General features: G+C 56.0%; 13 protein-coding genes. 7 read left to right on the top strand and 6 right to left on the bottom strand.

Translation table 11 applies throughout. The features are described 5' to 3' along the window. Positions 1–46 precede the first annotated feature (46 nt). From KO498_RS06355 to KO498_RS06345, 3 genes are read left to right on the top strand one after another with little or no spacing between them, the layout of a single operon-like run. On the top strand, positions 47–1,216 hold the full coding sequence (locus KO498_RS06355) for a mandelate racemase/muconate lactonizing enzyme family protein (RefSeq protein ID WP_215959039.1): 1,170 nt from the start codon (positions 47–49) through the stop codon (positions 1,214–1,216). Between the two features lie 25 nt (positions 1,217–1,241). Then, positions 1,242–1,916 carry a FadR/GntR family transcriptional regulator gene (locus tag KO498_RS06350; protein WP_215959038.1) on the top strand — a complete coding sequence of 225 codons (675 nt, stop codon included), beginning with the start codon at positions 1,242–1,244 and terminating at the stop codon, positions 1,914–1,916. 9 nt (positions 1,917–1,925) lie between these two features. Continuing rightward, positions 1,926–2,906 carry an NAD(P)-dependent oxidoreductase gene (locus KO498_RS06345; protein WP_215959037.1) on the top strand — a complete coding sequence of 327 codons (981 nt, stop codon included), beginning with the start codon at positions 1,926–1,928 and terminating at the stop codon, positions 2,904–2,906. Here the strand turns inward: KO498_RS06345 and KO498_RS06340 are convergent. From KO498_RS06340 to KO498_RS06315, 6 genes are all read right to left on the bottom strand, one after another. Continuing rightward, positions 2,899–3,969: an ABC transporter ATP-binding protein gene (locus tag KO498_RS06340; RefSeq protein WP_215959036.1), complete on the bottom strand. Its 1,071-nt coding sequence runs from the start codon at positions 3,967–3,969 to the stop codon at positions 2,899–2,901. The genes KO498_RS06345 and KO498_RS06340 overlap by 8 nt on opposite strands. Next, positions 3,969–5,057: an ABC transporter ATP-binding protein gene (locus tag KO498_RS06335; RefSeq protein ID WP_215959035.1), complete on the bottom strand. Its 1,089-nt coding sequence runs from the start codon at positions 5,055–5,057 to the stop codon at positions 3,969–3,971. Before KO498_RS06335 ends, KO498_RS06340 begins: the two co-directional genes overlap by 1 nt. Then, complete coding sequence (locus KO498_RS06330; protein ID WP_215959034.1) at positions 5,057–5,305, bottom strand: hypothetical protein; 249 nt, start codon at positions 5,303–5,305, stop codon at positions 5,057–5,059. The genes KO498_RS06335 and KO498_RS06330 overlap by 1 nt, the downstream gene beginning before the upstream one ends. After that, positions 5,302–6,264 carry a carbohydrate ABC transporter permease gene (locus tag KO498_RS06325; protein WP_252731296.1) on the bottom strand — a complete coding sequence of 321 codons (963 nt, stop codon included), beginning with the start codon at positions 6,262–6,264 and terminating at the stop codon, positions 5,302–5,304. The genes KO498_RS06330 and KO498_RS06325 overlap by 4 nt, the downstream gene beginning before the upstream one ends. Position 6,265: 1 nt before the next feature. Continuing rightward, the gene (locus KO498_RS18165) at positions 6,266–7,171 is read right to left on the bottom strand and encodes a carbohydrate ABC transporter permease (RefSeq protein ID WP_215959033.1); all 906 of its coding nucleotides are present in this window, start codon (positions 7,169–7,171) and stop codon (positions 6,266–6,268) included. An 82-nt stretch (positions 7,172–7,253) separates the two neighbouring features. Next, the gene (locus KO498_RS06315) at positions 7,254–8,564 is read right to left on the bottom strand and encodes an ABC transporter substrate-binding protein (protein ID WP_215959032.1); all 1,311 of its coding nucleotides are present in this window, start codon (positions 8,562–8,564) and stop codon (positions 7,254–7,256) included. A 320-nt stretch (positions 8,565–8,884) separates the two neighbouring features. Here KO498_RS06315 and KO498_RS06310 point away from each other — a divergent pair, with 320 nt between their 5' ends. From KO498_RS06310 to KO498_RS06295, 4 genes are read left to right on the top strand one after another with little or no spacing between them, the layout of a single operon-like run. Further along, positions 8,885–10,075, top strand: coding sequence for a Tm-1-like ATP-binding domain-containing protein (locus tag KO498_RS06310; protein WP_354667630.1), 1,191 nt, complete (start codon positions 8,885–8,887; stop codon positions 10,073–10,075). An 8-nt stretch (positions 10,076–10,083) separates the two neighbouring features. Further along, positions 10,084–10,941 (top strand): phosphoenolpyruvate hydrolase family protein, encoded by an 858-nt coding sequence (locus KO498_RS06305; RefSeq protein WP_215959030.1) that lies wholly within the window; start codon positions 10,084–10,086, stop codon positions 10,939–10,941. Beyond that, positions 10,938–11,369: a cupin domain-containing protein gene (locus tag KO498_RS06300; protein ID WP_215959029.1), complete on the top strand. Its 432-nt coding sequence runs from the start codon at positions 10,938–10,940 to the stop codon at positions 11,367–11,369. The genes KO498_RS06305 and KO498_RS06300 overlap by 4 nt, the downstream gene beginning before the upstream one ends. 1 nt (position 11,370) lies before the next feature. Beyond that, positions 11,371–12,528: a M24 family metallopeptidase gene (locus tag KO498_RS06295; RefSeq protein WP_215959028.1), complete on the top strand. Its 1,158-nt coding sequence runs from the start codon at positions 11,371–11,373 to the stop codon at positions 12,526–12,528. Positions 12,529–12,545: the final 17 nt, after the last annotated feature.

The raw sequence follows: 12,545 nt of genomic DNA, 5'->3' as shown, positions 1-12,545 counted from the left end.
GGGGCGTAGGCGTATTGTCTGCGCCCCGATCGCATGGGGATTAGAAATGAAAATTGTATCGGCGCAAGCTTGGTGGGTTCAGATACCCATCGAAACAGACAAGCAACATGTCAGCGATTTCGGGCGCCTGCGCTCCTTTGATGCAGCGATCCTGCGCCTCGAAACCGACGATGGCCTTGTAGGCTGGGGTGAAGGCAAAAACGCTGCTGGATCGGCCGGTCAGTATGGCACTTTGGTGCATCTGCTTAACCACGAGTTCGGCCCCAAGATCATTGGCCGCGATCCCGCCGATGTTACCTATATCTGGGAAGATCTGTATAACGGCGTGCGTGCCGATAAGGCCCGCATGTCTGGCCACGCGATGCCAGAACTGGCGCGGCGCGGGCTGACAGTCGCGGCGATCAGCGCGATCGATATCGCCCTTTGGGATATCCTCGGTAAAGCCGACAGCAAACCTGTCTGGCAACTTCTGGGTGGCCGCAAGGCCGACCGACTGCGCGCTTATGCATCCGGTGGCTGGGCCGACAAAGACAACATCGGTGCTCAGCTGCAAAGCTATGTTGACCAAGGCGGGTTTGACGGCGTCAAAATGCGTGTTGGCGCTATGGACGGCACACCGCATCGCTCGGCCGAACGGGTAATTGCTGCGCGCAAGGCACTAGGCCCTGATATCGATATCATGGTTGATGCCCATGGGACATTCACCGTGGCAGACGCCAAACGTTTTGCCTACCTCGCGCGCGATTGCGACCTAGCATGGTTCGAAGAGCCTGTGATTGGCGACGACAAGCCTGGCATGGCCGAGGTGCGCGCCGCCAGCCACATCCCGATTTCCGCCGGAGAATCCGAAAGCACGCGGTTTGACTTCCGCGATCTGATCGTCGGGCGCTGCGTTGATATCCTGCAACCTGATCCCGCTTGTTGCGGTGGCATCACCGAGGCCATGCGCATCGGCACGCTCGCCTCTGCCTTCAACTTGCGCCTCGCGCCACATCTTTGGGCTGGCGCGCCGTGCTTCTTTGCCGGGCTGCACGTCTGCGCTGCTTCGCCCTCGAGCTCGACAGTCGAGTTCTCACTTGGGGCCAACCCAATGATCCATGACCTCTCCAAAACGCCTGTAAAGGCTGAGGATGGCAAGATTGCAATTCCCGATGCACATGGTATTGGGCTCGATATGAACGAGGCCGTGATCGAAAAATTCGCAATACAGGGATGATATGCAGGAAAAGGACTTCCTTCCAATGCTCGCGTCGCACCTGATAGCGGCTGCCGAAGCCAACGATGGTAAAGCGCCGTCTGAGCGAGAACTGGCAGAGCATTTCACTGTCAGCCGCGGGCAAGTCCGCGAATCTCTAGCGATTCTGGAAGCAATGCAAGTCATCGAGCGACGCGCCAAGTCCGGCATCTATATTCGCAAAGACCAGCGCGGCATCGAGCAGTTAGCTTTCTTTGCACGTGCAGGACTTCCGGTTGATCCTCGCCAGATCTACGAAGCCGTCGAAGTGCGCAAAATCCACGAGATCAAAGCCGCCGAAATGGCCGCCGAGCGCGCCACCGAAGAGAACTTTGCGACGCTAGAAAACATTCTGGTAGAGTCCCAGAAGCGCCTTGATGCCGGTGAGGCGCTGGCAAGCCTTGATCATGACTTTCACCTCGAAATCGTGCGTGCCACTCAAAACCAGGTGTTCTACAACCTCTGCACCACCTTCTACGTGCTGAGCGAAAAACGCCTGTCGATCTATTTTCGCGAGGGTGAGCGCAACCGCCAGTCGCATTTGGAACACCAGCAAATCTATGACGCATTGCGCCGCCGTGACGGAGCACTGTCGATGGCTTTAATGAACTCGCATCTGCGCGGCGCGATGAGCTACTGGTCTGAGCTGCTCGAAGACAAAGACCCAGATACCCTACAATAGGTGACGTCAATGTCCGACCGGAAGATCATCTTTTCTACCCACGTTTTGCACCCCGAAGTGTCGCAAGCGCTTGAAGCGCTCGGTGAGTATCGCGTGGCAAGCGCCCCGACACCTAGCGCCATTCTGGAACAGAGCGTCGGAGCCGAGATCATCGTCGTGCGGGCCAAAATCGCGCCGGAAATCATCACCCGTGAGACTGGTTTGATGGCCTGCGTGCGCCACGGTGCAGGGCTTGATATGATCCCTGTTGATGTGGCGAGCGAGGCAGGTGTGTTGGTTGCCAATGTTCCCGGTGCCAACGCTGTGACCGTGGCCGAGCATGTGCTCTGGTCTTCTCTGGCCTTGCTGCGAAACAATCCGATGGTAAACACCGATCTGCGGCTAAACGGCTGGGAAACTGGGCGCGCGCATTCAAATCAAGGGCGTGAACTCTCCGGTCGCACTGTTGGCCTTCTGGGGGCGGGCAATGTCGGCAAGCAAGTCGCCAACATGGCGCGGCACGGCTTTGGTTGTAAAGTGATCTCCCAGACACGTAGCCCCGCAAACCTGCCAGACGGTATTGAAGCGGTGTCACTGGACACGCTCTTGGCGCGGTCTGATGTGCTGGTGCTATGTTGTCCGCTGACTGACGAAACGCGCGGGATCATCGATGCCAACGCACTTGCCAAAATGAAGCAAGGGGCGGTGCTGATCAACGTCGCACGCGGCCCCGTGACTGATGAGGCCGCCTTGGCCGAGGCGCTCCTCGCAGGGCATCTTGGCGGCGCCGCAGTTGATGTGTTTGCCGAGCAACCTTTACCGCATGATCATCCGTTTTGGGGTGTGCCCAACATGATCCTAACGCCGCATATGGCGGGGATCACCGAGGAAAGCATGCTGCGGATGGGCCAAGGCGTTGTCCATGAAACTGCTCGCATCCTCAGCGGCGAGCAGCCGGACAACTTCTGCAATCCGGAGATTTGGGGCAAGTTCCTCGCGCGTTTCAGCTAAGCCCGAGATTCAACCCTGTCTGCGGATCAAAGAACAGCACCTTCTCGGGTTTCCACCCAAAGTTGACCGGATCATCAATGCCGATTTTCATCTGCGCTGAAACGGTCGCATGGATATGCTCACCACCCGCTTCAATGGTCAAAATCTTGATCACGCCATGGTTTTCAACGTCAAACACACGGCCCTTTGCCGGCGCGTCCGGCGCGATCACAACATCCTCCGGGCGGATACCGAAACACACCGCTTGCCCGTCTTTCGCCGTTGGCTCGTTTACAGGCAAACGATGCCCGCCTGCTTCAATCACAGCCACGTCTCCCTCTAGCTTGCCGTCAAGCAAGTTCATCGGCGGCGTGCCTACAGACCGTGCGACAAAAGTATTGAGCGGTTTGGAGTAGATTTCGTCAGGCGTGCCGACCTGCACCAGCTTACCTTTGTTCATCACACCGATCTTGTCACCCATCGACATGGCTTCGACCTGGTCATGCGTCACAAAAACAAAGGTCGCGCCCAAATCGTGATGCAGCTTCTTAAGCTCGACTCGCAACACATCACGCAGGTTGGCATCAAGTGCCGACAGGGGCTCGTCCATCAGGAACACACGCGGGTTTCGCACAATGGCGCGGCCGATTGACACGCGCTGCATTTCTCCGCCAGAAAGCCGCTCCACCTTACGATCAAGCAGGCGGGTTATTTGGAGCGTTTCCGCGGCACGCTCTACCCGCTCATTGATCTCTTCAGGCGTAAAGTTCTGGGTTTTGGACTTTAGCGGAAACTCAAGATTACCGCGCACAGTGAGCCGTGGATAAAGCGAATATTGCTGCAAAACCAGAGCCACATCGCGCTCGGCTGCGTTCCAGTTGGTGGCATCTTGACCTTCAATCATCACGCGGCCCGTGTCGGGCTTCTCTAGGCCCGCAATCACCCGCAAAGTCGTCGTTTTGCCTGCGCCCGTCTGACCGAGCAGAACAAAGAACTCACCATCTTTGATGTCAATGTCGACTCCGCGAAGCGCCGTGTTCGGGCCAAACTTTTTGGAAATGCCTTCAAGTGCGATATCTGCCATCAGGCGCCCCCCCGCAAGTTTAACTCGGTTTTGTTATCAAAGAAATGCGCTTGCGACGGGTCAAGATTTACCCAAACTTGGGCCCCCTCTCCGCGCACGAACCCGCTTTCGGTGCGAGCTCGCATAACAGTGTCGCCGAGGCGCACATCTACGATGTCATGGCTGCCAAGCGGCTCAATGTTGGTGGTCACAGCTTCAACATAACCCTTCGACTTTTTCTGGCTCAGAAGAACGGCCTCAGGACGGATGCCAAGCGTCACGCCGTCGCCGGTGTTCTGCAGCTTTGACAGCGTGGTTTCGTCAAACTGAAAGCCGGCGCCATCTCCAGGCAAAGCAACACGAGAGCCCTCTATGTGCACATCAGCGATGTTCATCACCGGTGAACCAACGAATTTGGCTACAAAGAGATTGGTTGGATGCAGGTAGACATCGTCGGGTGAGCCGACTTGCTGCAACACGCCATCATGCAGGATAACGATCCTGTCAGCGAGGCTCATAGCCTCAATCTGATCGTGCGTCACATAAACCGAAGTTGATCCCCGGGCGATGTGCAGGCGTTTTATCTCGGCGCGCATTTGTTCTCGCAACTCGGTGTCGAGCACTCCGAGTGGCTCGTCCATCAAAAGAGCCTGCGGGCGACGCACCAGAGCACGGCCAATGGCCACGCGCTGCATATCACCACCGGACAGAGCCGAGGGCTTGCGATCAAGGTGCTGCGCGATTTGCAGCGTCTCGGCAACTTCCTTGATGGCGCTATCTCGTTCGGCGGCATCCATACGCACTGCGCGTAATGGAAAGGCAATATTCTCACGCACCGTCATATGCGGGTAGAGCGAGAAGGACTGGAAGACAAAGGCGATGTCACGATCAGCAGCTTTCTTGTCCTGCACTTCTTTGCCGTTGATCAGGATCTTACCGTCAGTGATCGTTTCAAGTCCGGCAATGGCGCGCAGAGCCGTTGTTTTACCGCCGCCTGATTGCCCAAGCATAACAACAAACTCGCCGTCTTCGATCGTAAGGTGAAAGTCCTTTAGAACCTGATTGGCGCCAAAGAATTTCTGCACATTGCGCATTTCTATTTGTGCCATCAGAGGTTTCCTCCGTCTTTGTGCGAACTCTGCGCATCGCTAAACTCGTCATCGAACACTTCTTCCGGTGCAGGGTCTGGCGCGATTTTCGAGGTGATCATAAAGGCGATCAACCCGAACAGCGTTAGCGTGACACCATACTTGTGCAAGAATAGGCTCCAAGGCTGGCACAGGGAAACGATGCCAAAGATCATCACGCCTTGCGCCGCGGGGGCGAGGTACTTGTGGTTTATGCTACGAAAACTCATTTGCGGATCGCTCCGAAGGACATGCCGCGCAGCAAGTGATTGCGCAGAAGGAAGGTGAAGATCGCCACAGGGATCAGGAACAAGAGTGTGCCTGCTGCGATCACGGTCCAGTCGGGCAAGCCCGAGCCGACCTGTGAGGGGATGTAAGGCGGCGCAGTCTGCGCGTTGCGGTTGGTCATAATCAACGCAAAGGCATATTCATTCCACGCGGTGATGAAGCACAAAACCGCTGTTGCCGCCATGCCGGTTAGGGCCTCGGGCAACACCACCTTAAAGAAAGCCTGCATGCGCGTGTAACCATCAACCAGCGCGGCTTCCTCGTATTCTTTGGGGATCTCGTCGATAAACCCCTTCATGATCCAGACTGCAAAACTTAGGTTGAACGCGGTGTAGAGAATGATCAGCCCCATGTGCGTGTCGTTGAGGCCGACGACGCGATACATAAGAAACATCGGGATCGCGACGACAACGGGGGGCAACATGCGCGTGGACAGGATAAAGAACAGCCAGTCGTCCTCGCCCTTCACCTTAAATCGGCTAAACCCGTAGGCCGTCAGCGTGCCCATCGACACCGCGACCAGCGTCGAGATGATCGAAACAATCAGCGAGTTTTTGAAGCGGTCACCGTAGCCTGACGAGCGCACCTCGCCTGTCTTGCGGTTGCGCACAACCTTTTCACCACCGTCAAACACCATCTTCTCCCACCACGGGGCCGCATCATACTCTTCTTGCGTCGGCTGCTCGCGCAGTTGGCTGCGTTTGGTGAACAGTTTCACAAATGGTGAAACCTCGGGGGTGAAAGCAACAGTTGGCGGGATCGTCGTTGCCAGATTGCGTGGTTTAAAGGCCGTTGCTGCAATCCAGTAAATCGGCGTCAGCATGATAACAAGGGCGACGAACACTGCAAAAATTGCGGTACGGTTCGTCCATGTTTCGCGGGGGGTTCGGACACCAGCCATATCAGCGCGCCTTCACTTTGTTGAGGTATTTTACATAAATATTGGTGATCGCCACGACCATGATCAGCACGATATAGGCAAACGCCGACGACATGCCTGTCTGCCACTCCTGGAACGCCATTTTGTAGAGACGGATAGCGATCAGCTCGGTGGTCGGCTGCGACGAGAGAACATACGCGAGGTCAAACGTCTTGAACGCTTCCATCGTGCGGAAAATAATCGCAATCATCAGGATCGGCGCCACCATCGGCAGAGTGATCCGAAAGAAGGTATAGAGGCTTCCGGCACGATCAATCTCGGCGGCTTCATAGAGGTGCTTGGGCACCGCCGACAAACCAGCAAGCGATAGGAGCATCACGAAAGGTGCCCACATCCAGATATCGACAATCGCGATCGCCCAAAGGGCGACGTCAGGGTCGGCGAGCCACTCGAACTTACCAAGCCCGAGGAAGTAGTTGATGATACCAAAGTTCGGATCATACAGCAGCTTCCAGAACAGCCCTACAACCGCCATCGACAGCATCATCGGCAAGAGCAAAAGCGTAGTAATCAAACCTTTGAGGGGGAGAGTGCGGTTAAGCAACATCGCCAGGCCGAAGCCAACGACCACTTGTCCGGTCACCGAGATCAGAACGTATTTTGCGGTGATTGAAAAGTTCTTCCAGATGAACGGATCGCTCAGCAGATCACGGTAGTTCTGCAAGCCCACAAACTTCGCCGGATTGTTGGTAGATGCGCGAAAATCTGTAAAGGAGTATCCCAGCGAATAGAGCAGTGGGAAAATATTGAAAACGATGAGAAACACGATCGTCGGAATGATGAACAAGTTTCTGATGGTAAGATCACTAAAACCCTTAGCCGCAGCTTTTGATTTCGGATCCAGTTTGGTCATTACGTCGCTGGCCACTGGACTGCTTCCTTGCAACTTCGAATGTAGGGAAAGGGAGGGGCGCCGCAGCGCCCCTCATTTGGTTGGATTTGCGGTAAGGTTACTCGCCCCGACCATACTTCTTGAACGTCGCCGTCCAGTCAGCCGCAAGCGCATTCAGCGTTTCTTCTGCTGTGCCCTCATCACCAACAATGAATGGATACAGACGCTGGTTGGCTGATGTCAGAAGTTCAGCAAACTCAGGCACCGCCCAGAAGTCCTTAACCTTGAACATCGTCTGGTAGAACGCTTCGTTATAAGGCGTAGCTTTGCGGAACTCTTCTGATTCAAGAACCGCGGCGCTCGCTGTATAGCCACCAAGCTCGGCCCAGCGCTTCTGGGTTTCGTCCTTGATGAACCACTCAAGGAACTTCATCGATTCTTCCTGATTTTCAGAATACTTCACCACTGAAATACCCTGACCACCAAGAGCCGCGAACTGGTCGCCGCCCGGGCCTGCCGGGTTGGCAAAGAAGCCGGTATTCGCAGCATGCGGGTTTGTAGCCTCATTCAGCAGTGCCGGGAAGAATGCGAAGTAGTTCATCGACATGGCAACAAGGCCTTCGGTGATCGCTTGGTTGTTCTCCACAAAGAAAGTCTTGGCCCAACCCGGAGGTGTGTAACCGTAAAGCTTCTTGTAGTTCTCAAGAGCAGCAACCGCTTCTGGCGAGTTCACATAGCCCTCGACTTTGTATGTTTCAAAGTCACCAAGATCAGCACCATACGAGAAGAGTGCGTTCTCTACACCCATAACCATCGCATCATAGCTGTTGTCGGTATAGATCGCGATGCCGTAACGGTCCTCATCCGGACGGTGGAAGAACTCGGCAATGTCGGTCATTTGCGCCCATGTCGCGGGTGGCGCAAGGTCATAACCATACTTCTCTTTGAAGGCCGCCATCTCGGCAGGGTCTTCAAACCAGTCCTTGCGATAAGACCAGCCTACCGCGTCACCCTCAGCTGGAATCGCCCAATACTTGCCTGAATTGCCAGGATATTCAGCGTAATACTTCACGGTCGCCGGGGCCATCACTTCACCGAGGTTATGCTCTTTGAAGAAATCGGTCAGGTCAACATAGTGGCCGCCCTCAGACGCCGCGCCAAGCCACTGGCTATCGCCAATGATCATATCATAAGCGCTGCCGCGAGCGTTGAACTCGGTGAAAGCCTTTGTCTGGAAATCCGACCAAGGCGTTGTTTCCACGGTAACGGAAATGCCCGTCTCTTCTTCATACTCGTTCACGAGTTCCTGCATGTAGTTCGCCGGATCCCACTCCGCCCAGAAGATCACCAAATCTTCGGCTGAAGCTGCTGTTGCGGTAAGCGCGCCGAACGCGACCCCTGCCAGCATTCCTCCCAATTTCGTTGTCATATACCATTCCTCCCAGAATTGCTTTTTTGGCGGGGCGGCTATCAAAGTACTTACCAAAGTACAGTCGCTAACTGTGACAGCGCTCCGCTTCTCCCTTTTGGTAATACCAGATGCGCGAGGCTGTCAAGACTTTGTTCAAAGAGGTTTTCAACGATATTTGCGTGAAGATACGTGAAAAATTGACGTTTGAAGCAAAAAACTTCTTTAATACCGCACTATCTTGTATAGCATCGCTCCAAAGTTTCTTGCAGATCGTGAGCGCCAAAAGGTCGAATCTGGTTAGACCAGATATATGCAGGGCAGAGAAAGGAATTGATCGTGTGATACATCTCGTCGGGACATCGGATACCAAATCGGCCGAGATCACCTATCTGGCTGATTTGTTAAAGCAAGGTGGCGCAGACACGTGCATCATTGATGTCGGCACGCGAGCTGCAGGCTGCGCGGTTAACGTCTCTTCAAGCGAGATCGCAGCGCAGCATCCTGACGGTACTGAAGCAGTACTGGGCGGAGACGATCGCGGGCAAGCTGTGGCGGCTATGGCCGATTCTTTTGCCCGGTATTGCCATGCCAACCAGTCAAAAATCGGCGCGATCATCGGGCTTGGCGGCGGAGGCGGCACGTCGATCGTGACCGCTGGCATGCGCACCCTGCCGTACGGTGTGCCAAAATTGATGGTCTCGACATTGGCTTCAGGTGACGTTGCGCCATATGTCGGCACCAGCGACATCATCATGATGCCTTCGGTCACCGACATCGCCGGCCTCAACCGGATCAGCCGTCGGATTTTGCACAATGCTGCCCATGCTATTCTCGGCATGGCCGCCGCGCCATATACAGCTCCTGACGATACCCGCCCGAGTGTCGGGCTGAGCATGTTCGGTGTCACGACCCCTTCAGTGACCCAAATCAGTGAAGAGATCGCTGCGCGGCTTGACGGGGTAATCTTTCACGCCACAGGCACTGGCGGGCGGAGCATGGAAGAGCTTCTAGGCCAAGGCATGCTTGACGGGCTGATCGACATCACCACAACCGAAATTGCAGATGAAGTTGTCGGCGGCGTGCTCTCTGCCGGCCCCGCGCGGCTTGATGCTGTGATCGCCAGCGGCAAGCCCTATGTCGGCTCGGTCGGCGCGCTCGATATGGTCAATTTCTGGGCGCCTGACACGGTGCCCGAGCGCTTCAAGGACCGGCTGTTCTATCACCACAACAGTAACGTTACCTTGATGCGAACCACCGCCGCCGAGGCGGCCGAAATCGGCACTTGGATCGCGGGCAAGCTCAACAAATCCACAGGCCCCGTATGCTTGCTGCTGCCCGAAAAAGGCATCTCGGCGCTCGACATCGAAGGCGGCCCCTTCTGGGACGTAGCCGCAAACGATGCGCTCTTCACTGCCCTTGAACGCACACTCAACCAAACCGCCAGCCGCTCGATCAAGCGGCTCCCATGTCATATCAATGATCCCGCCTTCTCCGCAGCCGCGGCGCAGGCCTATTTCGACATCTCATAGGATAGCCAATGCCCTTTATTCCCCGCGCAACCATACTGAAAAAATTCGCCGCACTCGTTGAGCAAGGCCAGCCGATCATCGGAGGCGGTGCTGGCACCGGCCTCTCTGCCAAGTCCGAAGAGGCGGGCGGGATTGACCTGATCGTGATCTACAACTCAGGGCGCTACCGCATGGCGGGCCGTGGCTCATCGGCAGGTTTGCTGGCCTATGGTAACGCCAACGAGATCGTCAAAGAGATGGCGGTTGAAGTGTTACCAGTGGTCAACAACACACCAGTCCTTGCCGGTGTCAACGGCACAGACCCGTTCATCCTGATGCCACAGTTTCTGGCCGAGCTTAAGGCAATGGGCTTTTCTGGCGTGCAAAACTTCCCGACCATCGGCTTGTTTGACGGAGCCATGCGCCAGAGTTTTGAAGAGACAGGCATGGGCTACGGCTTAGAGGTCGACATGATCGCGCAGGCGCATGAGATCGGCCTGCTGACCACGCCCTATGTCTTCAACCCCGATGAGGCCACCGCCATGACCAAGGCAGGCGCAGACATCATCGTAGCACATATGGGCGTCACCACCGGCGGCAGCATCGGCGCGACATCGGCCAAGAGCCTCGATGACTGCGTGGCCGAGATTGACGCAATTTCTGCTGCCGCGCGCGCAGTGCGCGACGATGTGATCATCATCTGCCACGGCGGCCCGATAGCCATGCCCGATGATGCTGCTTACATCTTGCAACACTGCGATCGCTGCCACGGCTTTTATGGTGCCAGCAGCGCCGAGCGCCTACCAACCGAGATCGCCATCCGCGAGCAGATCGAGAAATTCAAATCAATGGATGTAAACACCAAACAGAAAGGCGACCCGTCATGAACACAGCTATGGATAAGTTCTTTGTTCACCCCGATGATGTGCAAAACTTCGGCTTTGACTGGGGCAAGCTCGCCCTCACCTGCGCACCCGAAGTGAACGATGCCAAGCAGTTCTCGGCTGGGGTTGTTTTCGTGCCACCAGGCCAAGGCCACACCCGCCACAACCACCCCGGCGCCGAAGAGATCATCTTTATCATCAAAGGCACGGGCGAGCAGATGATCGAGGACGAGAACGGCGTTGAAGAGACCCGCGAAGTCGGCCCGGGCACAACCGTCTTCATCCCCGAGAGCCGCTTTCATGCGACCAAAAATATCGGCAGCGACGCGATGGAAATCTTTGTGGTCTATTCACCAACAGGCCCCGAAAAGGCCCTACGCGAAGCGCCCGACTTCCACCTGCTCCCAGCCAAGAACAACAAAGGGGCCTGACATGACCGCACTGAACTATGACTTCGATCATCTTGACGCCTTGATGGATGAGGCGGGGCTTGATGTGCTCTTGGTTACGTCAAAGCACAACGCTCAGTATTTGATGGGCGGCTATCGCTTCATCTTCTTTGCGGCGATGGACGCGATCGGACACAGCCGCTATTTGCCCGTGTTCGCCTATGTGAAAGGCGACAAAAGCAAAACCGCCTATGTCGGCAATACGATGGAAAAAGGCGAACACGACAATGCGCCCTTCTGGGTGCCGCATTTCTACCCGATGTCATGGGGAAGCCTTGATGGCATGGGCACAGCAATCGAACATTTGAAGAAGATGGGCGTCACGACCGGCCGCATCGGCGTCGAGCACCCCTTTGTGCCCTCAGATACAATGGAGCTTCTACAATCCAGCCTGCCTGATTGCGAGTTCGCCAGTGCCACCACTGTTATGGAGAACCTGCGCGCGGTGAAGGCGCCCGCCGAGCTCGCGCAACTTCGTGCGGCGTCCGAGAAAATCACCGATAGCATGCAGTCCACATTTGCCGCGACGGGCGAAGGCGCGACGAAACATGAGATCATCGAACGCCTGCGCCTTGAAGAGACCAAACGCGGACTGACCTTTGACTATTGCCTCATCGCGATGGGCAGCAGCCACAATCGCGCAGGATCAGATCAAGCATGGCAACCGGGGGAAGTGCTCTCGCTTGATTCCGGCGGCAACATGAACGGCTACATCGGTGACATCTGCCGTATGGGCGTGTTGGGCGCGCCCGACAGCGAGCTGGTTGATCTGCTCGGTGAAATCGAAGAGATCCAGCAGGCGGCCTTCGCCGAAGTCAAAGCAGGCGCCTCCGGTGCAGAAGCGATTACCGCCGGTCAAGAGGCTCTCGCGCGGCAACCCAACAAAGACCACACCGATTTCTTCTGTCATGGTATGGGCCTCGTCAGTCATGAAGCGCCCTTCCTGCTCACCAACAAACCGGTTGCCTATGAAGGGCGTGATGCCGACAAGCCGCTTAAAACCGGCATGGTGTTGTCAATCGAGACCCACATACTTCACCCCAAGCGCGGGTATATCAAACTGGAAGATACGCTCGCAGTAACAGACACCGGCTATGAAATGTTTGGCACCAAGGGCCGCGGTTGGAACGCCGGAGCTTGATGCCAAGCAAGCGCTTC

The sequence above is a fragment of the Lentibacter algarum genome (assembly GCF_018860975.1).
In the GTDB taxonomy this organism is placed as follows: domain Bacteria; phylum Pseudomonadota; class Alphaproteobacteria; order Rhodobacterales; family Rhodobacteraceae; genus Lentibacter; species Lentibacter algarum_A.
Note: the sequence above shows the minus strand (reverse complement) of the source record. Positions and strands in the feature narration are given on the sequence as shown.